Genomic DNA, 22,636 nt, shown 5'->3' with positions numbered 1-22,636 from the left:
ACTACTCAGTCATGCCACCCGACAGCGGCGAACGGAGCATTCGTCGTGATCCGACCGACGATGCCCGCATGCGCGAAATCCTTGGCCGTGGACACTGCTTCGAGAACACTCGCGCCTTTGGCGAGCTCCGCTGTGATGGCGGCCGCGAAGACGCAGCCCGCACCGGATACCCGCTCGTTCCCGATCTTCGGCGCCCGAAAGAAGGTGATGTCCTGCCCGTCGTAGAGCACGTCCACCGCGTCGTCACCGGGCAGGCCTGTGCCACCTTTGACGACAACATACCGAGGCCCTAGGTCGGCAATTCTCTTTGCCGCCTCGGCCAGGTCTTCGGCAGTCTCGATAGCGTCCATCCCGGCGAGCGTTCGGGCTTCGAACAGGTTGGGGGTTACGACAGTGGCCAGCGGCAGTATGTCCGTCCGCAACGCGGTGTCCGTGTCCAGGGCAGCACCCGGTTCTTGACCCTTGCAGATCAGAACCGGATCGACGACGACGTGACGCCAAGCCTGTCCACCCAGCGACTTTGCCACGGTGGCAACGGTCTCCGGCGTGCCGAGCATGCCAATTTTTACGACATCGAGGTTGTGTGCGGAAGTTGCTGCTTCGATCTGGTCGGCAATGACCGAGCCTTCGATCGGAACGAATCGATGCCCCCAACCCGAAGCAGGATCGAACGACACGATGCAGGTAATGGTGCCGACGCCGTAGACACCGAGCTTTTCGAAGGTTTTCAGATCGGCCTGCAGTCCGGCGCCACCCGTGGCTTCGGACCCTGCGATGACAAATGCACGTGTCGACATGTACTTCCTTCTTCTCGTGTCCAAATTTTTCACCAGCGTATTTGCTTCTACCGGAAGTGATCAACGCTGGGCGGTGATCGCGGTGGTTGCCGCGACGATGCGCGCTCTACCGGCTTCGATGTCGATCGGGTCGCTGTCACTGTCTCCGTAGGCTCGGTTCAGAGCCGCCAACTGACGCAGAACCGTTTCGCGGATGTCGGAATGCACTGCGGCAGTCCCGATGCGCTGACCCAACTCCGCGGCTGCAATCACTGCAAGCGGATTACCGAGACCGTAGTGGCGCATGGCGTCGAAGACTTGGTCGATCAGATCCGTCGCTGTCGCACGAGTCACGGTAGCTCGATAGTTCCCCGCGCCATCGACGCGTCCGAGCAGGGGTGTCGGCCGCGTGCTGAGCGGAACCAGTCCCACGGCGAGTTCGGCGAGCGCGTTTCGGGCAGTGTAAGGGTCGTTGGTGCTCGGTGACATTGCCCGCACGGCCATCTCTGTCAACTGTTGTACCGCGAACTGGATGTCTTGATTCGGGGTACGGGTGTCCCCCAGGTTCACTGCTGCCCTGACCGCATCTTCGGTATCCGAATCCGTACCACGACTCATCACAGCGATAGGCTCGCCCGCGATCAGGTGGTCTCCCGGTCCGATCCGCAGTTCGATGATGCAATCACCGTTGCAGGCCGCTGAGAGCAATGCCTGTTCGTCGACACCGACGACAAAACCCGAGGACTGCGCCAGCACATTCACCGAAGGTTCAGGCAGAGAACGTGCGGCGACCGCGTCCTCGGGCAAGGTCTGCGGATACAACGAATCGACCACCGCGACCAACTCACCGCGAACCCGAGCGGAGAGAGTCGAGACCTGGATCGAATTCGCAATGTGGTGAATGAAATACACCAATACCGCGACGTCGAGTACTGCCAGTAGGACTGCGACATTGACGGCAATGTCGGGAACGAAGGAGATCCCGTCGTTCGACTCGGAACGGATCGAACGCAACACCATCAACGCGTAGAGGAACGTCGCTCCGAAAATTCCGAGTACGAACTGATTCCCTCGGTCCGACATGAAGTTTCGCACGAGCCGCGGACCATAGGTGGAGCTTGCGGTCGCAAGGACCGAGATCGTAATAGAAAATGACGTTGCAGCCACCGCCAGCATCGAACCACCGATGGCACCGAGGATGTCACGGCTTCCGCTGGCCCCGACCCGATAGAGCAGAAAACCCCACGCACCGAAGTCTTTACCGTCGAGACGGCGGTCGAGTGTGATCAGAAGCTGTGCCAGAACAATGGCCACGATACCGAGAAGCGCGGGAAGAAACCAGAACGATTCACGCGCCCGGAGGAGCCGGACACGCAGAGCGCTCAGCACGGACTTACACCGGAAAAGCTAGAGAGGCACACTCGCAACTCCTTCGATTCTCATGATTTCGATCCTTGACACGGCCGCCTGGACCCGTCCACAGTATGTCGGCACACTTTCAGAGCAATTCACTGAATCGCTCGATGTCGCGGACCTTTCCCGAGACGATGATGGTATCCCCCGCGGTGACGATCGTGTCAGCGGCAGCGTAGGTGAAACCTTCGCCAGACCGTTTGATCGCCACCACTGTTACCTTGTGTTTGGTACGAACAGCACTGTCACCCAACTGAATTCCGATGACGAATTTCGGTGGCGACGTCTTGGCCATGGCAAATTCGTCGTCGAACTCGATGTAGTCCATCATTCGTCCACGAACGAGGTGCGCTACCCGCTTGCCCATGTCGTGTTCGGGTCGCACCACATGGTGGACACCGATCTGCGTCAAGATCTTTGCGTGCGCATTGCTGGTGGCTTTGGCCCAGATGTTGGTGACCGACAGATTGATCAGGGCCGAGGCGGTGAGCAGACTCGCTTCCAGTTTCGAACCGATGGCCACCACCGCGCGGTCGAACTCGTGCACCGAGAGCTGCCGTAGTGCTTCCTCGTCGGTGGTGTCGGCAACGGCTGCGTGAGTCAGGCGATCCGACATACGTTGTACGAGCGTTTCGTCGGAGTCGATTCCGAGAACTTCGGTACCTTGCGACATGAGCTCGAGTGCAAGGGAATTGCCGAATCGGCCGAGCCCGAGGACGACGACCACGTTGGAGGAAGGTTTCTTAACCAATGAACGGCCTTTCTTCGGGGAGAGTGTAGCGGCGCCCACGATCACGCGCCGCAAGTGCACTGACCAGGGTGATCGACCCGATTCGGCCGACGTACATGAGCAGAATCAGGATCAACTGCCCCCAAGGTGGAAGCTGACCGGTGATCCCGGTCGACAGTCCGACAGTCGCTGAAGCCGATACGACCTCGAACAACAGCTCGTCGAGGCCGAAAGGTGTGCCTGCCAAGAGGACCACGGTCGGAATCACCACAAGTGCGATACCGAACAATGCGACGGTCAAGGCCTGCCGCTGCACGCGTGCATTGATCTGTCGGTCGAAGACCGTCACTGTCCGATCTCCACGGATTTCGGCGATGATGACGAACAACAGCACTGCGAACGTGGTGACCTTGATTCCGCCGGCCGTGCCGCCGCTTCCCCCACCGATGAACATCAGCACATCGGTAACGAGCAACGTTGCCTGGTCGGCCTCCGCCCAGTCGATGCTGTTCAGGCCCGCGGATCTCGACATGATTCCCTGGAAACTACCGACCAGCACTTTGTCTGCGACGCCGAAGGGTGCGAGGGTCCGAGACCATTCGAGTACCAGTACCAGCGCGGGTCCGACGATCAGAAGCACTCCGGTCACCGACAGCGTCAGTCGAGAATGCAGGGACCAACGACGCGGCAATTGTGACGGGCGGCGACGAATCTGCCGGATCACCTCGAAGAGAACCGGGAAGCCCAGTCCTCCCAGCACAACGGCGACTATCAGGGGTATACAAATCCAAGGGTCGGTGGCAAAGCCGATGATATTGCCCTGAAAGAGGACGAACCCAGCATTGTTGAACGCCGAGATCGAATGAAAAACGCCCAGCCACACCGCTCGCAGCGGCGATTCGTCGTATCCCAACCAGAAACGTAGTGCGAGACCTGATGCTATGACGGCTTCGATGACGAAACTGGTGCGGACGACTCCGGTCACGACACTGCGAATGTCGGTCAGTCCCGTTGCTCGCAACTCCACGGCCGTGTTGAGCCGACTCCGCAGACCGATTCGATCCGCGAGAATCAGCCCCACCAACGAGGCCATGGTCATGATGCCGAGCCCGCCGAGCTGGATCAGCGCAAGGATGATGCCTTGCCCAAATCCCGACCACTGGGTCGGCGTATCCACCACGACGAGACCGGTAAGACACATCGCCGACGTCGCGGTGAACAATGCCTGTAGTGGACTCGCGCTCGATCCTGGCTGGCTGGCCCAGGGGATGCTGAGAAGACCCGTCCCGACCGCGATGGCAACCGCAAATCCCAGAGAAACGAAACGAACCGGAGTCAACTTCGCGGCGTCTATGAACCACCGACGCTTCTCAGGGGGGTCGTCGGCGGAGGTCGTCACGCACTAGAGCCTAACCACGACGTGGTCACTCTCGATCACAACGAGGGCCAACGGCCTCCGGTGATCGCACTATGCGCGGTCCTCAGCGCTACGAACCACGTTGTCGACCTTCACTTGCCCCGCCGACGGTCAGGCAACGACGGCGCGCTGCGGCACTCCCGAGTATTCGCTGAGCGGACGGATCAGTGCGTTGGACGCACCTTGTTCGATGATGTGCGCAGTCCACCCCGTGATGCGGCTCATCACGAAAATCGGTGTGAACACAAGTCTCCCCTTCGCCTGCCGATCCGAGATCACTCGGCACTACCGGCCGCTGGGTATTCGTCGTCGGAGACCGGGGTCGGCCACTGAACTGCATCGTGGATGTCGTCACCCTCGTTGATTGCCAGATGCACCATCAGACGATCCGGCGACGCACCGTGCCAATGCTCCTCATCTGCCTCGAACAGCACCCGATCGCCTGGCCTGATCACCTCTACCGGGCCGCCGCGGCGTTGGCACAGTCCGACACCCTCGGTGACGAACACGGTCTGACCGAGCGAGTGCCGATGCCAATGAGTACGCGCGCCCGGCATGAAGTGCACCATATTGGCCGATACCCGCGACGGCGGTGGAGCAGCCGCGACCGCATCCATATAGATATCACCGGTGAACCATTCCTGTGGGCCCTTGACCGTCTTGATCGAACTGCGAACGATTTTCATCGAGAATCTCCGTCCGTGAACTGTGAGTACATCGAGACCGACGCCGGGAACGGCACGTCGATCGGGTACACCCACCATGTAATCGCATATCGAAAGCCCGCGGGAGTCCTTCGTGATAGATGGTTTCGCAGGGCACGGCCTACTTCGCGTCGATATGCGGCTGAGTTGCGGAGTTCAATTCAGCGCTTGGGACATCTGGGCTTGTCCTTGGGATGGTGAATACTGCTGCAACACATGCTATTGCGACGACAAAGCATCCGAGCGTGTACCAGAGGTTGCCGATCGGATCGCCGTTGGCAGTGACACCGTCGACGGCGGCGAAGTAGTCCGGCAGCGCGCTCGCCCACAGTGCTGCCATCACGCCCAGGTACACGAGACTGTAGATACGGACGAAGCCGTTCGAATACGCCGGCTCCCGAGGTTGCCCAACCCGTAATGCACGCCACTGGCGGATGAGGATGGGGATCGCCACGAGCGCCAGAATTACAAGCTCGGCCGCGTAGAGAATGCCCCGAACGGTATCGCTACCCATCCCGAAGACCGTCGCCGGAAGTGGCAGGACGAACGTGCCGACCGATGCCAGCAATCCGATTACCACGGTGCGCCAAACCAATTCGAGACCGGTGAAGCGTCGACCCTGATCGACGTGACGGCCGACGAAGAACTGCGCGCACAGCGCCAGCGACATCGGCCACAGCGCGGCGAACACCACGACACTCGGTATCGGGACGGCATCGAACATGGGCTGGTTGATCGGGTTGTCGGTCGACCATTCCCACCACCGCAACTGGGGGCCGAGGTGATCGAAGATCTCGTAGAACGCGTGGTGGACGAATCCGACACACACAGCACCGAGGATCACGCCATATTTTCGGAACACCCCGAGCATCCGGACGATTTCGAAAGCGAGCGTCGCCATCAGCGGATAAATGGCGACGATGTAGAGCGGAAGTCGTCCCCACAAGAATTCGACGGTGAAGAGGTTGTGCGCGAACATCGTGTCGACATGTTCCTCGATCCCGAACGCTGCCGGAAAATACAGCGGCGGTTCGATGATGAACAGGAAGGCCGTCGCGCCGAACCACACGACCAGATTGGTGGGGTCACCGTGACGACGTAGTCGCACGATCGCGTAGACGAGCGCGAGCACCGACCCGAGCACGATCATCACCTCGAGCACCGGCAGAGTCCAGTTCTCCAACCCGAACGGACTGCGAAGCTCGAACAGTCCACCGGCTTCCCCGCAGGAGAATCCCAACGCCGTGGAGAGCTGATCGAAGGTAGGTGAACACGAACCTGCCATCAGTTGGCCCCCGATCCGACCGACTGATCGGACGACGCTGCGCTGTACCAGCGTGTGCAGTCGTAACCCTCGTCGTAGCGTTTGAACCACTCGTCTGCGAGCGCCGGGAGCTTCTCGTGTTCAGGCTTGTGCCGGGGCATTTGACTCCGGGCGGCCCCGGCGAGGGCAGTGAACTGTTCTTTGAGGGGCAGGCCGTCGAAAGCTCGCGGCATCGTCCCCTTGCTCAGGTAGGGAACGAAGAGGGTGAGCACTTTCTGCTTCGCGCGGTGGGAGGCGAACATCGACAACGAGTCGACCTGCCGATCTTTGAGCGGAACATGCTGGTTGAACCCCGCGCAGGCAATCCGAATCACCTTCATCACGTGGGCGAAAATCGACGGCGCCATCCGCACGCGATAGCCCTCATTGCCCACGAGGGCATCGAAGATGATGAGCGCAGAACTGCGGTGCTCGACTTCCTCTACGAAGTGCCACAGGAACAGTGATGCAACACGGTCATCGCCCGGCGCGAACAAGGTGGCTTCGTTGTCGAGCATCAGCTTGAACACCGGGGTGAACGTCGCCTCGAGGTCCGCGGTGTAGGCGAGTCGATAGTTCAACGAGGTCGCCTCGGTGAGTACGTCGTACTCACCGAGTACTGCATCGAGCGTGTTCTGCAGTCCGGGATACCGCCTGATCAGGGCCTTCACGTGCTGTCGATGAGCGGTCGAGTGATGACCTTCCTGACGCATGAACGCCATGGCCTCTTCCGCGACCACAGGGTCGGTCATCAACGGTTTGGACTGGAGGATTGCTTTCACGATCATCTTTTCGAAACCGATTGCCAGGAACGACACCGCGTTCGACATGCTCGACCACGCAGGGTTCTCCGGGTTCCACACAAATGGGACGTCCGCGTCCTCGAATCCGAAATCCATCTTCCGGGGATGAAGGTCGGTCATGTACGACACCTCTCTGTTGCTGACGTATTGCGACGAACATACAACACCGTGTCGCTACGTATGTTCACTTTGGGCAATCCACTGAATTCGCACAGGGCACGAGTAGCGAGGTGCCACAGAGGCGCATTCATTCGCGATACTCTCGGGATTCCGGCAACGAACGCTGACGACCCGACGGGCGAAACGAGGACACACCAAAAGTGGCACGCAGGCGCGGGTGGGGTGGGGCACCACCTGAGAGCGACGACGACGCCGCGCGGCGGATCGTCGATACTGCCGTCGAACTCATCGGCAGCACGGAGGGTGAAGTCACCATCGCCGACGTCGCGGAGTCCCTCGGTGTCATCCGGCAAACTGTCTACCGGTACTTCCCCAGCGCCGACGCGCTCTTCCGAGCCGCTGCCATAGCGTCCGTCGGCGCTTTCCTCGATCGCCTCACCGAATACGTGCGTGGTATCGAGGATCCGGCCAAAGCCGTCGTCGAAGCCGTAATGTTCGCACTCGGCGACGTACCCAGAACCCCCCACCTGGCGATCATGCTGTCGGGTGCGCACTCACACACCGAAGGCATCGCCTCGGACGAGGCCATGGCCTTCGGGATGACCATGATCAGACGCTTCGACGTCGACTGGGAACACCACGGTTACGACGAGCAGGCCCTCCGCGAACTCGTCGAACATCAACTTCGAACCATGCAGTCGTTCTTCATCTCCCCGGGAAACCCACCCCGGAGCGAACAAGACCTGCGCCGCTACCTACAACGCTGGCTGGGTCCCGTCGTCGTGCCGGTCGAACCTGCGTAGATAGTCCGAGGTGACGGCGTCTGCAGGAAAGAACGACTCGATGGCGAGTTCGGACAAGGTGATGTCCAATGCGGTTCCGAAGGTGGCGATGATCGCCAGAAACGATAGATCGGTATCTCCGACACGGAGTTTCAGCGGCACGTAGACGGCACCTGGGTCGGTGACCGCGTGATCGCTATCCGATTCACCCCCTGGGTAAGTGAGAAGTTCGTCGTGCAATGCGAGCATCTCGGCGTCAGCTCGGGCATGGGCACTACGCAGCAGCGCAGCTAGTACTGCGGCGCGCCACTGGCCGAGATTGGTGATGTGCGGCGCCATGCCGTCGGGGTGCAGGGTCAGCCGCAGCGCGTTGAGCGGTTGGTCTGCCAGCAGGGCCGGCGAAACGACCTGGGTGAGGACAGCGACCGCGGCATTCGCGTCGACGATGTTCCAGGTTCGGTCGACTGCCACGGCGGGATAGGGCGAGTGTGCTTCGAGAACCTCACGCACTGCGATACGAGCCGGCTCCACCTGCGGTGAGGCCAAGTCGTTCGCGGGATACACCGGCGCGAATCCAGCGGCGAGCAGAAGCCGGTTGCGCTCGCGCAGAGGCACATCGAGGTGCACACACATCCGCAGCACCATCTCACGGCTGGGTTGGGATCGGCCGGTTTCGACGAAGCTCAGATGTCGGGTCGACACCTCGGCCTTACTCGACAGTTCGAGCTGACTCACTCGTCGATGAGATCGCCACTGCCGCAGCAGAGCGCCGAACGTTACCGGAGCAGTAGTGGTCGTCATCGGACCAGTCTGACAACGGATCGACGTAATCACCATGACCTCGTAGGTAATCGACTCTGCTCGTTGCGGGAGGCACGGTTGTCGTCATGGTCGTCGGACCGGCCGTCGACCCGACATTCTCGAGGAGTGAAACATGAACCAGATCCGAACTCTCCTTCGACTCGACGCAGTGGCTTCGGGCGGCCTCGGAGTCGTACTGGTCGCTCTCGCTGGGGTACTGAAAGACCCACTGGGACTGGACGTGACGCTGTCCGTTGTGGTCGGCCTCGGCCTGCTGGCATGGGCCGGCGTCGTTACCTGGGTCTCGGCCAATCCGACTCCAGCCCTGGTGAGGGAAGTTGTTGTCCTCAACCTGGTCTGGGTTGCCGCGAGCATCACCTTCGTCATCGGCGGCTGGGGCGGCCTTACGGGCTGGGGTGTGGTGTTCGTTCTGGCCCAGGCACTCGCCGTCGCAACATTGACTGCGCTCCAAGCCGCGGCCCGGCGTGAATTGCGGACGCCGGTGCCTGCCTGACACCTAGAGCGCGGGAGACCTCTAGATAACGACTTGCGTGACGGCAGGCCTCACCAGGGCCTGCCGTCACCGATCGAGAACGTGCGTCAGCTCTTGTTCAGCTCCTCGGCGAGCATCACGATGATGCCGCTGGGGCCGCGGACATAGGTGAGCTTGTAGACGTCCCCATACCTCGCGACCCCGCGCAATGGGTAGCAGCCGTGCCTCGCCGCGATCTCGAGGGCCGCGTCGAGATCGTCGACCGAGAACGCGACGCGATGCATGCCGATCTCGTTCGGGAGGGTGGGCTCCGTCTCGATCGCTTCGGGGTGGATGTACTCGAAAAGCTCGAGGCGACCGCCGCCGTCGGGTGTCGCGAGCATGGCAATCTTGGCGTGATTGCCATCGAGACCCACCGCCGTATCCGTCCACTCCCCACTGACCGTGTCGCGGCCGAGGACGGTCAGACCGAGATCGGTGAAGAATTCGATCGTCGCTTCGAGGTCACGGACTGCGATACCAACATTCTCGAGTTTGATGGCCATGAGTTTCACGGTACCCACCAGGGGCAGCGTTATCGGGCTCGTGAGCGAAAAATTCGTAGGTCCCGATGGGTCCCTTTCGTGCACGCAGGTTTCGACAAGCAGCACTATGGCCGACGCTATCGACAAGGGGAACTACATGACGGACATGAGGAAAACGGTTGACACGAACGGCGTCACTCTGGGGGTCGAGCAGTTCGGCGACCCTGCGGCGCCGCTGATCTTGCTCGTCGGTGGAACGACCATGCTCTCCTGGCCGGAAGAATCGTGTGCGGCACTCGCGAGCGGCGGACGCCATGTCGTCCGGTACGACTTGCGCGATTCGGGAGCGTCGACCACCGCCCAGCCTGCTGCACCCTCGTCGGAACCAGACCCGTTGCCCCAGGCCCGGTCGATGACGATCTGCCCGATCATGACGCGGCGACCATGAACCAACTCTTCAGCCACCCGATGCCTGATTGGACCGACCGCGCTGCCGTGGGAGAGTTCGCCGCCGCAGGAGCCGAGCTTCTCGGCGACGACCCCGCTGCCGCGCGCGCAACTGCCGAACGTATCTGGGATCGCACGCCGAATACCGACGTTGCGGTCCAGATGGCCAATCAGATGGGAATTGTGTTTGCGCACTTGAAGTGCACGGCGCGCTGGCGGAAACGCCTGCCCGAGATTGCGATCCCTACGCTGGTGGTCCACGGCAAGTATGATCCCTTCTTCCCGATCGGCAACGGCGAGGCTCTCGCACGGGAGATTTCCGACGCGCGATTGCTGGTGCTCGAACACGCCGCGACCGCGATCCCCGATGCCGCTGTCGGTGACGTTGCGGCGGCGATGCTCACGCTGTAAGGCACGCCTCGACCGGACTACTCACGCTCGAGTCGGTCGATGTCTACTGTGCTGGCTCACTCATCACGCCCAGATGGCGCACCGTCCCCGAAAGGCCTGGAAGCTCTTGTGTGGCCGACCATGTTTGTAAACCATCCGTGCTGTCGGAATAGAGATACTTGCCTTCGGTGTATGCATCGAGATATATCCGCCAGGCGCCGTTCGGCAACTGCGCCAGGGCCGGCCCCTCCAGCATCGTGCCCCAGTCTCCGGACGGGACGAAGTAATAGGGTCCCGCCGCCGACGACGCGACCGCATGCTCGACTACCTTCTTCGTCTCGTTCTTGGTGAACGCATGATAGGTCGAATCCACCTTGACCACCGTGGTGTCGATGTGGTCCGCGCCGATCCCGGCGAGCGGCACAGGCATGCTCCACATCTCGAGCGATGGATCGAGCGCAGTCATCATGTACGGCACGAACCCTCCGCCGGTCGACAGCGAGAGGATGACGTTGACGCGGTCGCCGTCCACGAACCATTCGGGCGCCCACGCTTTGGTGACGAACGGTGACAGCGATGGTCCGTCCGAAGACCCTGCCGATCCTGTGCCCGGTAGATTCACGAAACCGACACCGTCTCCCGTACCGGGCATGAAGGCGCAACAAAACGGAACCGGATACGTTCCCATCGACGTCCAGTTGATGCGGTCAGGGCTGCGCGCGAAGCCGATATTCGCCCCTTCGGCCGTCGTGTAGGTGACGTAATACAGCCCGTCTGTGTTCTTGAAGATGCTCGGGTCACGCACAAGCCCTGAAGGCGGCCGATACGCCGAATGTTGGACGAGTTGGAACGACGTAGCGTCGCCCGACTCGTAGACATCCATATTGCGGTCGCTGGCGTTGCTGAACGCCACCATCGTGTAGCGCGAAGCCGGCTGTGCAGCACTGCTTCCCGAGCCTGCAACCAACGTGGCTGCGAAAACAAGTAGCGTTGCAGAGATCGCGGACAAACAGGTTCGTTTGGTCGAAGTCACGGGTGCAGTATCAACGGCAGCTGCCGCACTTCGCGCCGTTTTGGCCGACTCCGATCAAGATCGTTACGGACGGGCGCCTGCCATAAGTTGACCGACCGGCCGCCGGTTTCGCCTGCCCGGGACACGGAACAGCGGTTGCGCGCTATGCGTTCTGCTCGTGCAACCGCTGCTCCGGCTGGGTGTTAGGAGCTCGCCACTGTCTTCGCCCAGCGGTAGTCCGCTTTGCCGGCTGGGGTTCGCTTGACCTCCTCGACCAGCACCACCGAACGCGGGATCTTGTAGCCGGCCAGCGTCTTGCGGCAGTGCTCCTGAACGTCGTCGAGGGTTAGTTCAGGTGACTCGGGATAGGTTGCGATCACCGCGGCAACCTGTTGGCCCATGCGCTGGTCGGGTGTTGCGACGACGAGTGCGTCGGCGATCGACGGGTGCGCGTGGAGGGCGGCCTCGACCTCCTCGGCGAAAACCTTTTCGCCGCCGGTGTTTATGCATTGAGAGCCGCGTCCGAGGAAGACTATCGTGCCGTCCGCTTCGACCTTCCCCATGTCGCCGAGCACCGACAGGCGCGTGCCATCACTGCGTGTCGGGAACGTCCGGGCGGTCTTCTCCTCGTCCTTGTAGTAGCCGAGAGGGACGTTGCCGATCCGGGCGATATAGCCCACTTCCTCGGAGCCGGGAGGAATCTCGTTCAGAGACTCGTCGACGAGTGTCATGCTCGGCGAGGGTGGCATTCGCAGAGTGCCGACCTCGTCGATGGTGAAGGCGCCGTCGTTCCCAGACTCCGAGGCGCCGAAGTTGTCCCGCAACAGCAGGTCCGGTTTGACCGCCAACATGCGGTCCCGAACGCTGGTGGACCAGATCGCGCCGCCCGAGGTGATCGAGAACAGAGAGCTGAGATCGACCTCGCCCTTTCGGCGTTCCATCTCATCGACCAACGGCAACCCCATAGCATCGCCGACGATCAGGATCACCTGCACCGAATCCTTCTCGATCGATTCGACGACCTTCCGCGGATCGAAGTCGCGCCTGAGGACCACGCGAGCGCCGAGGGTGAAAAAGGTGAACAACGAGTACAACGCCGCTCCGTGCATCAGGGGCGCGGCGATGAGGAACGAGAGTTCGGGAAATTCCCTTGCAGCACTGGCGATCTCGGCGAGGTCTTGCCGGGCCCCCTCGCCGTATGGGTTTCCGCCGGAAAGAGGCTTGCGGAAAAAGTCATCTTGCCGCCACATGACGCCCTTCGGGTATCCAGTGGTCCCGCCCGTATAGAGCAGGTACAGGTCGTCGCCCGTACGGGAATCGAACTCGGCTATGGGCGACAATTCACGAGCGTCGGCGAGTGAAACCACGGAAACTGCGTGCTCATTCGCGGCGGACAACAGTTCGGCGGCGATCTCGCCAATCACGATCACCGTCCGGATCATCGGGCACGCCTCCAATAGGGAAGCAAGGACGCGCTGGTGCTCGGGGATTTCGACGACCACCGCGGCCGAATCGGAGTTGATGAAGATGTACTCGAGTTCGGCGGGCGTGTACCGGTAGTTGACGTTGATCGGGACCGCGCGAATCTTGAGCAATCCCAGGATGGAAGTCACGTGCTCGACGCTGTTCTTGAGGAACAGTGCGACATGGTGGCCTCGGGAGATGCCGGCCTGCGTGAGCAGCTGAGCGGTCCTGTTCGCCTCCGCGTCCAACTGGGCGTAGCTGAGGTTCTCGCCCTCGTAGGTCAATGCAACGCGATCAGGTACGGCATCGGCGACTGTCTCGAAAACGTCCGCAAGGTTGAACTGCATCGTCATTCCTTCCAAGTGACTGCGCCGCGATCTCGAGGCGGGTGACCTGAGTTTAGAACACGTTCTAGGTTATCCGGAGCAATCCAATAACCCCGCAGCACCCATGCCTGCCGAACTGCTCGCATTTCCGGCGTAGTCGGATGGCAGACGGTCGTCCCCGGCGTCGTAGGCGGCGACGACCTGGGCCCAGCGGACGTCGGCGCGGGGTGGGCAGGTCTCGCGGGAGTCGGTGTAGAACAGGGCTTTCACTGCTCCCCTGCCCTCGTGGTACGTCTCCGATTTCCTTAGGCGGATGTGCAATCCGTCCAGCCGCTGGACGGCGACTTCCCCGCACACGAGGTCAGAGAGTTCGCTGCGGCGGTAGGCGCCGGCGAACCCGAACAGCAGGATCGCAGGAGTCGCGGCGTTCGAGGACGTCGTCGCCCCAGCCCTGTCACCATGCTCGGGCGGTTCGAACGAGGAGTTTGATGTTGTCGACCAGCAACGGGTCTCGCGGTGCGCGGGCCCGTCCCCCGGCGGCGACATACTCACGTCGTACTCCGGACAGCGCCGCGGTGACAAGTTCGTGCGCAGACAGGGACGGAGACAGGATGTTCGGTGGTGCGGTGTTCGTGGTTGATCGCCGCGATCCAAGTGCCGAGGGTGGAGACGGCAGAGACCCGCTCCCCCCGACTCGGGGTGGGGGTCGGCGGCGTCGACCAGCAACGCCGCGATGGTGACCTGGTGCGCAGGCAATGCCGTATGCCCCTCCGGTTCGCACCAGTCGGTGAAGCGTCGCCATCCGGCGGAGTAGGTGCGACGTGACCGCACATTAGGTCGTTCGACTCGATCAAAAGTGGCTCTGAGCTGGCAAAGTAGAACTTTGGCAAGAATGGCGATAGACCGGTGTGGTGGATCTGAAATCCGCTGCCTCAGTTGTCTACTCAGATCCGCGGGAGGCCACTGACGTCCGCGTTACCACCCGAAACCTCTGCCCCGGTCCATGATTCTGGATCCATATGGACTTACGTGCCCCCAGTCGGACTCGAACCGACACTGTACGGATTTTAAGTCCGTTGCCTCTGCCAATTGGGCTATAGGGGCCACCGCGGACGTGCAGGTCCGCGTCGATCATCTTATAAGGCTGTACCCACCTTGAAATCACCGGCGCCACAATTGCGAACTCTGTCCACAACGGAAGCGGAAAGATGAACTACTGCAAGGTCATCCGATCGAACAGCAACACGAAAGGATCTTCGCGTCACGCGTCGACTGCCGAACAGGACTGCTTGTCTAGGCCTTTATCGAGAGGGCAATCCCGTCGAGAATGTCGTGTTCACTGACGATCAGCGTGCTGACGGCGCCGCGTCGCTCGAATTCCTCGGCCAAGACGCTGCAGACGATGGACCCGCCGCCGATGACATCGACCCGCCCTGGATGCATGGGGCCCAACTCGCTTCGTTCTGCACGCGTCATGTTGACCAGCCGGTCGCACACCTCGAACAGGTCTGCGAACGGCACACGGGTGAGGTGCACCTTTTCGGCGTCGTATTCCGTGAGTCCGGAGGCGATGGCGGCAATGGTGGTCATGGTGCCTGCGACGCCGACCCAGCTCGTCGCGTTTCCGATCGATACTTCTTCGAAGGCTTCTTCCAGCTTTGCGCGCACGTATTCACGGGCACTGGCGATCTCGTCTGCGGTGGGCGGATCGCTGTGCAGGAACCGCTCGGTCAGCCGGACACAGCCGATGTTCGCGGAGAACGCAGCTTTGACGCCTTTGTTGTCTCCGAGCACCAGCTCGGTGGAGCCGCCTCCGAGGTCGACGACCAGGAAAGGTGCACCAGCAGCACTGAGTTCATCGACGGCTCCGGCAAAGGAAAGTCTGGCTTCCTCGTCACCGGTGATGACCTCGGCGACCGAGCCTGCGACGATCGGGTCGAGGATTTCGCGCGTCATCGCGAAGAAGTCCTCGCGGTTCGACGCGTCGCGTGTGGCAGAGGTGGCCACCATGCGTAGCGCTGAAGCACCGCTCTCGCGGATGATTCCGGCGTACTCCTGCAAGGCATCTCGGGTTCGCTCAATAGCCTCGGGCGCAAACGCCCCGGTCGCGTCGACGCCTTGGCCGAGCCTCACGATGCGCATTTCACGGGCGACGTCGGTGAGGACACCGTCCTTGACGTCGGCGACGAGCAGCCGAATCGAATTGGTTCCGCAATCGATGGCGGCAACTCTGGTCATTGTGACTCCCCGCGAAGTTCTGCGATGGTCGGCCAGTCCGCTGGAATGGCTTTGCCGCGCATATGGTTTTCGGCGGCGAGGGCAACTGCCTCGTCGCCGAGTGGGTTGAGACCTGGGCCCTTGGCGAGCGAATGCGCGATGAGGACGTGCAGGCATTTCACTCGGTCAGGCATTCCTCCGCCAGTGAAGTCCGTTCCCAACGATTCGATCTCGTTGCGTTCGGCCAAGTAGGACTCGTGGGCTCGCCGATATCCGGCTGCCAACTCCGTATCGGTCCCCAGCCTTTCGGTCATCTCACGCATGACACCTGCAGATTCTTGCCTGCTCGCCTCTGCGGTGAGCCGCGGATCGGTCAGATAGTACAGGGTCGGGAAGGGCGTGCCGTCGGGGAGTTTGGGTGCAGTTTTCACCACACCGGGCCTGCCGTCCGGGGATCGGTAGGCGATCTCGAGGACCCCGCGAGGCTCACGCCCCAGTTGGGTCGCAACCGCCTCGAGATCCTCCGGCGAGACTGCCGATTTTCCTGCACCGGTCACCCGACAGGTCCTCCTTCTGATACCGGTGCAGGCGCAGGAGCGAGTGCGGGCAGTGGTTGCTGCTCCGGTTCGTCGCTCTGCTGCGGCTGCACTGCTGATTCCCAAAGATCCCGATACCACGGGCCCTCGGACTGTTGGATCGATTTCGCTTCGGCGTCGGACTTTGCCATGTCACCTGGAAGCTGCACCTGATAGGGCGTCTCCCCCGGCATCACCCACCGCAGCCGACTGCGTGCCTCGGCGTCGATGCGTGCTGGTTCGTTCAGTTGCGACTTTTCGCGTTCGAGATTCTGTACGTCGTCTTCGAGGCCATGACGCTCCGCGAGGACCGAGGCGAGCTCGGCCCGCTGCGAAAAGTACGTCCGCAGCGGCATCGCGAGCGTCAACGCCAACGCACACACCACGACCGCCAAGATCACAGCGCGACCGGTGGACAGCCCGAAGAAACTCCGCTCCGGACGCGTCGACGCCTGGACGCCGACGCGTCGTGGCGCAGCTCGGCCCGCCACGACGGCATCGCGTGCCTGATCGGACGGCTCGGGCGGCAGCTGACCGGTGCTGCGCGCGTCTCCACGCGCAGCTTCGGTCTGCCTGCCACGAGGCGAAGCCGAGCGGCCGCGAGGCCGAGGATCACGCCCACCTGGACTTGTCCCCGGTCTACCTCGTCCTGCCGCCATGACCCACCTTCAACGCTTGCGTAAGAAAACTATCCCTCGTAATTGAACCGGGGGAAGGCCAGCTCGCCTGCGTAACGCGCCGCGTCACCGAGAGCTTCTTCGATTCTCAGCAACTGGTTGTACTTGGCGACTCGCTCGCTTCGAGCGGGTGCACCTGTCTTGATCTGACCACTACCGACGGCAACTGCCAGGTCAGCGATGGTGGTGTCCTCGGTTTCGCCGCTGCGATGGCTCATCATGGTCTTGTAACCGTTGCGATGCGCCAGCTCGACTGCGTCGAGGGTCTCGGTGAGGGTGCCGATCTGGTTGACCTTGACCAACAGTGCGTTGGCGGCGCCGCGAACGATGCCGTCTTCCAGACGCTCGGGGTTGGTGACGAAGAGATCGTCGCCGACGAGCTGAACTTTGTCGCCGATGGACTCGGTGAGTGCAACCCAGCCGTCCCAGTCGTTCTCGTCCAGCGGATCCTCGATGGACACGAGCGGGTAAGCGTCGACGAGTTCGCCGTAGAACGCCGAAAGTTGCTCGGCGGTCTTGGTGTCACGCTCGAAGGCGTAGCCGGTGCCCGAAGTGTAGAACTCGGTGGCCGCGACGTCGAGAGCCAGGCCGATATCGCGTCCAGGCTCGAGTCCGGTCTTCTTGATGGCTTCGAGAATGAGGTCGAGTGCTTCTTTGGTACCGGCGAGGTCAGGAGCGAATCCGCCCTCATCGCCGAGTCCGGTCGACAGGCCCTTGGCCTTGAGAACCGACTTGAGCGCGTGGTAGACCTCGGCGCCCCAACGCAGGGATTCCTTGAACGTCGGTGCGCCGATCGGAGCGATCATGAACTCTTGGACGTCGACGCCACTGTCCGCATGCGCGCCGCCATTGATGATGTTCATCATTGGGACGGGAAGTATGTACGCGTTCGGTCCGCCCAGGTAGCGGAACAGCTCGAGGCCCGCAGACTCTGCTGCAGCCTTCGCGACAGCGAGTGAAACACCCAGCAGCGAGTTCGCGCCGAGGCGGGACTTGTCCGGGGTGCCGTCGAGATCCAGCAGGGCCTGATCGATGGTGCGCTGCTCGATGGCGTCGAGGCCGATGACGGCCGGTGCGATCTCGTCGAGGACCGCGTTGACGGCCTTCTCCACGCCCTTGCCGCCGTACCGCTCGCCGCCGTCACGAAGCTCGACGGCCTCGTGCTCGCCGGTGGATGCACCGGAGGGAACTGCCGCACGGCAAAGGGTTCCGTCGTCCAATGCGACCTCGACCTCGACTGTGGGGTTGCCACGGGAGTCGAGGATCTCGCGAGCTCCGACCTGCTCAATGATGGCCACGAATGCTTCTCCTATAAACGGGGACCGACAACGCCGCTGTGTACGACGCCACGACCGAGTTGCGGACTGTGCCGTGTGTCAGACTAGCCGCTTCACTCACCTACCCGCATACGACATGGAGCTAGGCGCCGGCTCCCACCGAGTAGGCCGCGGCAGCATCGCGGACATCACGGAGATAGACACCCGACTGGTTGTACGCCATCAGTGCCCGCTCCCACCCTTCCGCGGTACGCAAGTCCCCACCACGCGCGCACAGGTACCGGGCGGCGGTAAGGGACGCGTCGTCCAGGTTGTCCGGATTCGGGACACCGTCGCCGTTGGCGTCGACACCCCACTTCTTCCATGTCTCAGGAATGAACTGCATCGGTCCCATGGCGCGGTCGTGGATGTCGTCGCCGTCGAGGGCACCGCCGTCGGTATCCGGAATTTCGGCGACACCGGGAGCGCCGTCGAGCGGGATTCCGCGAATGGTCGGTGCAACGGTGCCATCCTGCGCGACGGCAGAGCCTTGGTAGGTCCCATGTCGGCTCTCGATGAATCCGATGCCGGCGAGAGTGGTCCAGGCGATCCCGCAGTCGGGGGCGGTAGCGGACATGACCGCGGCAGCGTGCGCATAGGCCGCGAGCGCCGGTCCGGAGATACTCAGCGCATCCGACTGCGGGGTAGCCCACGCGAGCAATAGATCTGCGGTGCGCCCGGGAGCGTTGAAGTCGATGTCCGGAACCGGAGCACCTGGGCCGGGAGGTATGCCCTCGGGAATGACTCGCGGAGGTTCGGAGGAACCGCATGCGCTGGCCATGATCGCCACTGCAAAGGCTGTGCACAGCGTAATCGCGGCTCGGCGGGGTCGATGGTTCACACCACCCATCCTGCACATCGAAGGTAATAGAAACCTAAAGCTCTATGTAAGGGCTCGTTTCAGGTGTTTTTGCACTGGCTATCGAGGTGTATGTTGCTGTAATAGTTAACAGATGAGGGTCGCCTATCCTTCGGTAGGGCAGGCGTACCGAACTTAGTACCATTCCAGGGAAGGTCACCCGTGTCCGTACTCGCTGCCGCCGGAACTGCGCCGTCGATCGCAACCCAGATGTTCGGCAGCGGACTGATCGGACTGCGCGAAGGACTCGAAACCGGAATCGTCGTGATGATCCTCGTGGCCTTCCTCGTCAAGGCCGATCGCCGTGATGCGCTCAAATGGGTATGGCTCGGAGTCGGCGCTGCCGTCGCCATGGTCGCGGTCGTGTTCTTCGTCATTCACTACGGCACGTCGACGGTCACCGGACTCACCGCCGAGATCATCGCCGGGCTCGCTTCCCTCGTCGCCGTCGCCATTGTCACGGCGATGGTTCTGTGGATGCGTACAGCGGCCAAGGACATCTCGGGCGAGCTGAAGGGCGGAATGGAACGTGCACTGACCGTCGGTCCGATTGCCGTTCTGACACTGGCATTCTTCGCCGTCGGGCGCGAGGGAATCGAAACCGCACTTCTCATGGTCGGATACGCCGAGAACACCAACGGCAGCCTGTGGCCGTTGCTCGGACTCCTCGTGGGCATAGTCGTCGCGGCCATCCTGACGGTCTTCCTGTACTTCGGTGCGATTCGCATCAACTTCGCCGTGTTCTTCAAATACACCGGCATCTTCCTCATCGTCGTCGCCGCGGGGATTCTCGCCTACGGCATACGGGCCCTGCAGATCGGCGGAGTGCTTCCCGGTGGGTCTTCGGTGGCGTTCGACCTCACCGCGCACTACGACGCCTCGAGCTGGTACGGCACCGTGCTAGCAGGCATCTTCAACTTCCGACCCGAGCCGACGGTCCTGCAAGCCGTCTGCTGGTTGGCATATCTCGTCATCGTCCTATTTCTCTTTCTCCGGCCGGTTCGCGTCCCCGCGACACCAGAGCCTGTTCTCCACGCTTCCGAAAGGCACTGAAGAAAATGCGTCGTACCACCTACGCTCTGGCAGCGGTTGCGGTTCTTCCGCTGGCTCTGGCCGGTTGTACCGAAAAGTCGTCCTCCGAGGCGAGTGACGGGGACATCACGGTCACCGCCACTGACAGCGGATGTGACATCGGTGCCTCCGAAGGTGTCACCGGAAACTCCACCTTCCAGATCACGAACAACGGCAGCAAGGTCACCGAGTTCTATGTCTACGGCGAGGGTGATCGAGTCATGGGCGAGGTCGAGAACATCGGCCCCGGCCTGACACGCCAGCTCATCGTCGCGCTGCCCGACCCCGGCACGTACCAAACTGCATGCAAGGCAGGCATGGTGGGCGACGGCATCCGCGCAGACTTCGTCGTCAGCGGTGACGCCGTTCGCCAGGCCGACGACGACGGCCTGCTCGCGGAGGCCGCATCGGGTTACAAGCGCTACGTTGTCAGCCAGATCGATGCATTGCAGGAGACGACGGCAAGCTTCGTGGCAGCGGTCAAGGCCGGCGACGTCGAGGGCGCCAAGGCCCAGTTCCCCATCGCACGTAGCTATTACGAGCGCATCGAGCCCGTCGCCGAGAGCTTCCCCGACGACCTCGATCCCCGCATCGACCTCCGCGAACCGGACGTCGAGCCGGGCGCGGAATGGACCGGCTTCCACCGCATCGAAAAGGATCTGTGGGCACAGGGGTTGCAGCCGGACACCAACGCGATGGCCGACCAGCTTCAGGCCAACATCGACGAACTCGCCGAGAAGGTCAAGGCCGACGACTTCACCGTCGACCCGATCCAGGTCGCCGGTGGCGCTCAGGGACTGCTCGACGAGGTAGCCAAGACCAAGATCAGCGGCGAAGAGGACTTCTTCTCGCACACCGACCTCTGGGACTTCCAGGCCAACGTCGACGGCGCGCAAGCCGCGATCGCCGCAGTGCGCCCGATCATCGACGAGCGTGAACCCGAACTCGGAACATCGATCGACACTCGCTTCGCCGAACTCGACGCCGAACTCGCCAAGTACCGTGTCGGCGACGGCTTCGTGTTCTACGACACCGTGACCGAACCACAGCGCCAAGAACTTTCGAACAAGATCGACGCATTGTCCGCCGAAGTGAGTCAGGTGCAGGGTGTCGTCGCGGGAGAGTAATAGCAAAGATTCGGCCGCCTCAGGCTTCTCCCGACGGCGCCTCTTCGGTGCCGTCGGGGCTGGGGCCGCGCTTGTCGGTGTCGGGGCCATCGCAGGCAACGCCACAGCAGCCGGTTCCGAGTCCCAGACGTCCGACGTCGTCGAATTCCGCGGTGACCATCAAGCAGGCATCGTCACGCCCGCACAGGACCGCATGCACTTCGTCGCCTTCGACATCACCACCGACTCGCGCGAGGACTTCGTCGCACTGCTCCGCAAGTGGACGGATATGGCCGAGCGACTGACCAAGGGCGAAGAAACATTCGAGGACGGCGCCGTCGGGGCAGGCGAGTACAAGCCACCGTCCGACACCGGCGAAGCCCTCGGCCTCGCAGCCTCATCACTGACCTTGACCATCGGATTCGGTCCAGGTTTGTTCGATCGGTTCGGTCTCGCAGACAAAAAGCCCGCATCGTTGGCCGACCTCCAGCACTTCCCCGCCGACAACCTCGATCCTGCGCGATCGGGCGGCGACCTGTGTATTCAGGCATGTGCCAACGATCCGCAGGTTGCCGTGCACGCCATTCGCAACTTGGCTCGCGTCGGATTCGGGACGGTGTCCGTCAAGTGGTCGCAACTCGGATTCGGCCGCACCTCGTCGACGTCGACGGCTCAGGCCACACCTCGAAACCTGTTCGGCTTCAAGGACGGAACCGCCAACCTCAAAGCCGAAGACCCGCAGATGCTGGACGAGAACGTCTGGGTCCATCCTGCCGATGACCAGGAGTGGATGGGTGGCGGCTCGTACCTCGTTGCACGAAGAATCCGTATGCTCATCGAGTCCTGGGACCGCACGACGCTCAAAGAGCAAGAGCGAGTAATCGGGCGTAGCAAGGGAACCGGCGCTCCACTGGGCCTGACCGACGAATTCGATGCGCTCGATCTCGATTCGAAGGGTCCGGACGGGCCCCTCATCGACGTCGATGCACACGTCCGGCTGGCGTCCAAAGAAGAGCTCGGCGGCATCCAGATCCTGAGGCGCGGCTACAACTTCACCGACGGATCCGACGGTTTCGGGCACCTCGACGCCGGACTGTTCTTCATCGCGTACAGCCGTGATCCCTTGACCCAGTTCGTGCCGCTGCAGCTCGCTCTGGCGCGAACGGACCTACTCAACGAGTACATCCAGCACGTCGGCTCCGCAGTCTTCGCGTGCCCTCCGGGGCTCGGGGAATCGGAGTACTGGGGTTCCACGCTGTTTGCGTAATCGCTTGAATGGCACATTCATACGATCAAATAGCTCGAGTGCG

At 62.1% G+C, this 22,636-nt stretch carries 22 protein-coding genes, 1 tRNA gene and 2 pseudogenes; 6 read left to right on the top strand and 19 right to left on the bottom strand.

Features of this window, described 5'->3' with window-relative positions:
- Window positions 1-5: 5 nt before the first annotated feature.
- The 8 genes and pseudogenes from thiD to QMK32_RS09670 form a co-directional block, all read right to left on the bottom strand.
- Window positions 6-797: a bifunctional hydroxymethylpyrimidine kinase/phosphomethylpyrimidine kinase gene (thiD, locus tag QMK32_RS09705; protein ID WP_283474581.1), complete on the bottom strand. Its 792-nt coding sequence runs from the start codon at window positions 795-797 to the stop codon at window positions 6-8.
- A gap of 60 nt (window positions 798-857) precedes the next feature.
- Complete coding sequence (locus QMK32_RS09700) at window positions 858-2,165, bottom strand: DUF2254 domain-containing protein (RefSeq protein ID WP_283474580.1); 1,308 nt, start codon at window positions 2,163-2,165, stop codon at window positions 858-860.
- 109 nt (window positions 2,166-2,274) lie between these two features.
- On the bottom strand, window positions 2,275-2,916 hold the full coding sequence (locus tag QMK32_RS09695; protein WP_442972271.1) for a potassium channel family protein: 642 nt from the start codon (window positions 2,914-2,916) through the stop codon (window positions 2,275-2,277).
- A gap of 16 nt (window positions 2,917-2,932) precedes the next feature.
- On the bottom strand, window positions 2,933-4,318 hold the full coding sequence (locus tag QMK32_RS09690; RefSeq protein WP_283474579.1) for a TrkH family potassium uptake protein: 1,386 nt from the start codon (window positions 4,316-4,318) through the stop codon (window positions 2,933-2,935).
- A gap of 129 nt (window positions 4,319-4,447) precedes the next feature.
- Window positions 4,448-4,582, bottom strand: a pseudogene (locus tag QMK32_RS09685) (citrate/2-methylcitrate synthase); the annotation flags it as partial.
- A gap of 29 nt (window positions 4,583-4,611) precedes the next feature.
- Window positions 4,612-5,022 (bottom strand): (R)-mandelonitrile lyase, encoded by a 411-nt coding sequence (locus QMK32_RS09680; protein WP_283474577.1) that lies wholly within the window; start codon window positions 5,020-5,022, stop codon window positions 4,612-4,614.
- A gap of 139 nt (window positions 5,023-5,161) precedes the next feature.
- The gene (locus QMK32_RS09675; RefSeq protein WP_283474575.1) at window positions 5,162-6,325 is read right to left on the bottom strand and encodes a hypothetical protein; all 1,164 of its coding nucleotides are present in this window, start codon (window positions 6,323-6,325) and stop codon (window positions 5,162-5,164) included.
- Window positions 6,325-7,266, bottom strand: coding sequence for a metal-dependent hydrolase (locus QMK32_RS09670; RefSeq protein ID WP_283474573.1), 942 nt, complete (start codon window positions 7,264-7,266; stop codon window positions 6,325-6,327). The genes QMK32_RS09675 and QMK32_RS09670 overlap by 1 nt, the downstream gene beginning before the upstream one ends.
- Before the next feature lie 200 nt (window positions 7,267-7,466).
- On the opposite strand from QMK32_RS09670, the gene QMK32_RS09665 reads away from it, so the two are divergent.
- Window positions 7,467-8,069, top strand: a complete 603-nt coding sequence (locus tag QMK32_RS09665) for a TetR/AcrR family transcriptional regulator (RefSeq protein ID WP_283474571.1) — start codon at window positions 7,467-7,469, stop codon at window positions 8,067-8,069.
- On the opposite strand, the gene QMK32_RS09660 is transcribed toward QMK32_RS09665, so the two are convergent.
- Window positions 8,022-8,849, bottom strand: a complete 828-nt coding sequence (locus tag QMK32_RS09660; RefSeq protein ID WP_283474570.1) for a helix-turn-helix domain-containing protein — start codon at window positions 8,847-8,849, stop codon at window positions 8,022-8,024. The two genes, QMK32_RS09665 and QMK32_RS09660, sit on opposite strands and share 48 nt — an antisense overlap.
- Before the next feature lie 133 nt (window positions 8,850-8,982).
- Here QMK32_RS09660 and QMK32_RS09655 point away from each other — a divergent pair, with 133 nt between their 5' ends.
- A complete protein-coding gene (locus tag QMK32_RS09655; RefSeq protein WP_283474569.1) occupies window positions 8,983-9,363 on the top strand; it encodes a hypothetical protein in 381 nt (126 codons plus the stop codon).
- 86 nt (window positions 9,364-9,449) lie between these two features.
- On the opposite strand, the gene QMK32_RS09650 is transcribed toward QMK32_RS09655, so the two are convergent.
- Window positions 9,450-9,887, bottom strand: coding sequence for a VOC family protein (locus QMK32_RS09650; protein WP_283474568.1), 438 nt, complete (start codon window positions 9,885-9,887; stop codon window positions 9,450-9,452).
- Window positions 9,888-10,023: 136 nt separating this feature from the next.
- On the opposite strand from QMK32_RS09650, the pseudogene QMK32_RS09645 reads away from it, so the two are divergent.
- Window positions 10,024-10,724, top strand: a pseudogene (locus QMK32_RS09645) (alpha/beta fold hydrolase).
- A 43-nt stretch (window positions 10,725-10,767) separates the two neighbouring features.
- Here the strand turns inward: QMK32_RS09645 and QMK32_RS09640 are convergent.
- From QMK32_RS09640 to QMK32_RS09600, 9 genes are all read right to left on the bottom strand, one after another.
- Window positions 10,768-11,619 (bottom strand): glycoside hydrolase family protein, encoded by an 852-nt coding sequence (locus tag QMK32_RS09640; RefSeq protein WP_283474740.1) that lies wholly within the window; start codon window positions 11,617-11,619, stop codon window positions 10,768-10,770.
- Window positions 11,620-11,918: 299 nt separating this feature from the next.
- Window positions 11,919-13,526 carry an AMP-binding protein gene (locus QMK32_RS09635; protein ID WP_283474567.1) on the bottom strand — a complete coding sequence of 536 codons (1,608 nt, stop codon included), beginning with the start codon at window positions 13,524-13,526 and terminating at the stop codon, window positions 11,919-11,921.
- A 69-nt stretch (window positions 13,527-13,595) separates the two neighbouring features.
- Window positions 13,596-14,057 (bottom strand): site-specific integrase, encoded by a 462-nt coding sequence (locus QMK32_RS09630; RefSeq protein ID WP_283474566.1) that lies wholly within the window; start codon window positions 14,055-14,057, stop codon window positions 13,596-13,598.
- Between the two features lie 478 nt (window positions 14,058-14,535).
- Window positions 14,536-14,609 (bottom strand) — tRNA-Leu (locus QMK32_RS09625).
- 189 nt (window positions 14,610-14,798) lie between these two features.
- On the bottom strand, window positions 14,799-15,743 hold the full coding sequence (locus QMK32_RS09620) for a Ppx/GppA phosphatase family protein (protein ID WP_283474565.1): 945 nt from the start codon (window positions 15,741-15,743) through the stop codon (window positions 14,799-14,801).
- Window positions 15,740-16,279, bottom strand: coding sequence for a DUF501 domain-containing protein (locus QMK32_RS09615; RefSeq protein ID WP_283474564.1), 540 nt, complete (start codon window positions 16,277-16,279; stop codon window positions 15,740-15,742). The genes QMK32_RS09620 and QMK32_RS09615 overlap by 4 nt, the downstream gene beginning before the upstream one ends.
- On the bottom strand, window positions 16,276-16,956 hold the full coding sequence (locus tag QMK32_RS09610) for an FtsB family cell division protein (protein WP_283474563.1): 681 nt from the start codon (window positions 16,954-16,956) through the stop codon (window positions 16,276-16,278). The genes QMK32_RS09615 and QMK32_RS09610 overlap by 4 nt, the downstream gene beginning before the upstream one ends.
- Window positions 16,957-16,985: 29 nt before the next feature.
- A complete protein-coding gene (eno, locus tag QMK32_RS09605) occupies window positions 16,986-18,272 on the bottom strand; it encodes a phosphopyruvate hydratase (protein ID WP_283474562.1) in 1,287 nt (428 codons plus the stop codon).
- 121 nt (window positions 18,273-18,393) lie between these two features.
- Window positions 18,394-19,140: a lytic transglycosylase domain-containing protein gene (locus tag QMK32_RS09600; protein WP_502943560.1), complete on the bottom strand. Its 747-nt coding sequence runs from the start codon at window positions 19,138-19,140 to the stop codon at window positions 18,394-18,396.
- 171 nt (window positions 19,141-19,311) lie between these two features.
- Here QMK32_RS09600 and efeU point away from each other — a divergent pair, with 171 nt between their 5' ends.
- The 3 genes from efeU to efeB are packed head-to-tail and all read left to right on the top strand — an operon-like array spanning window position 19,312 to window position 22,593.
- Window positions 19,312-20,202: an iron uptake transporter permease EfeU gene (gene efeU / locus QMK32_RS09595; protein ID WP_283474560.1), complete on the top strand. Its 891-nt coding sequence runs from the start codon at window positions 19,312-19,314 to the stop codon at window positions 20,200-20,202.
- Between the two features lie 5 nt (window positions 20,203-20,207).
- The gene (efeO, locus tag QMK32_RS09590; RefSeq protein ID WP_283474559.1) at window positions 20,208-21,347 is read left to right on the top strand and encodes an iron uptake system protein EfeO; all 1,140 of its coding nucleotides are present in this window, start codon (window positions 20,208-20,210) and stop codon (window positions 21,345-21,347) included.
- Complete coding sequence (gene efeB, locus QMK32_RS09585) at window positions 21,328-22,593, top strand: iron uptake transporter deferrochelatase/peroxidase subunit (protein WP_283474558.1); 1,266 nt, start codon at window positions 21,328-21,330, stop codon at window positions 22,591-22,593. The genes efeO and efeB overlap by 20 nt, the downstream gene beginning before the upstream one ends.
- Window positions 22,594-22,636: the final 43 nt, after the last annotated feature.

It is taken from the genome of Rhodococcus sp. H29-C3 (genome assembly GCF_030063405.1).
GTDB lineage: Bacteria > Actinomycetota > Actinomycetes > Mycobacteriales > Mycobacteriaceae > Rhodococcoides.
Note: the sequence above shows the minus strand (reverse complement) of the source record. Positions and strands in the feature narration are given on the sequence as shown.

Coding starts and splice junctions, on each gene's coding strand:
- thiD (WP_283474581.1), bottom strand. CDS start 797: ATGTCGACACGTGCATTTGTCATCGCAGGGTCCGAAGCCACGGGTGGC.
- QMK32_RS09655 (WP_283474569.1), top strand. CDS start 8,983: ATGAACCAGATCCGAACTCTCCTTCGACTCGACGCAGTGGCTTCGGGC.
- QMK32_RS09660 (WP_283474570.1), bottom strand. CDS start 8,849: ATGACGACCACTACTGCTCCGGTAACGTTCGGCGCTCTGCTGCGGCAG.
- QMK32_RS09650 (WP_283474568.1), bottom strand. CDS start 9,887: ATGGCCATCAAACTCGAGAATGTTGGTATCGCAGTCCGTGACCTCGAA.
- QMK32_RS09670 (WP_283474573.1), bottom strand. CDS start 7,266: ATGACCGACCTTCATCCCCGGAAGATGGATTTCGGATTCGAGGACGCG.
- QMK32_RS09680 (WP_283474577.1), bottom strand. CDS start 5,022: ATGAAAATCGTTCGCAGTTCGATCAAGACGGTCAAGGGCCCACAGGAA.
- QMK32_RS09610 (WP_283474563.1), bottom strand. CDS start 16,956: ATGGCGGCAGGACGAGGTAGACCGGGGACAAGTCCAGGTGGGCGTGAT.
- QMK32_RS09635 (WP_283474567.1), bottom strand. CDS start 13,526: ATGCAGTTCAACCTTGCGGACGTTTTCGAGACAGTCGCCGATGCCGTA.
- QMK32_RS09675 (WP_283474575.1), bottom strand. CDS start 6,325: ATGGCAGGTTCGTGTTCACCTACCTTCGATCAGCTCTCCACGGCGTTG.
- efeO (WP_283474559.1), top strand. CDS start 20,208: ATGCGTCGTACCACCTACGCTCTGGCAGCGGTTGCGGTTCTTCCGCTG.
- QMK32_RS09620 (WP_283474565.1), bottom strand. CDS start 15,743: ATGACCAGAGTTGCCGCCATCGATTGCGGAACCAATTCGATTCGGCTG.
- QMK32_RS09600 (WP_502943560.1), bottom strand. CDS start 19,140: ATGGGTGGTGTGAACCATCGACCCCGCCGAGCCGCGATTACGCTGTGC.
- QMK32_RS09640 (WP_283474740.1), bottom strand. CDS start 11,619: ATGGTGGCGTTCAGCAACGCCAGCGACCGCAATATGGATGTCTACGAG.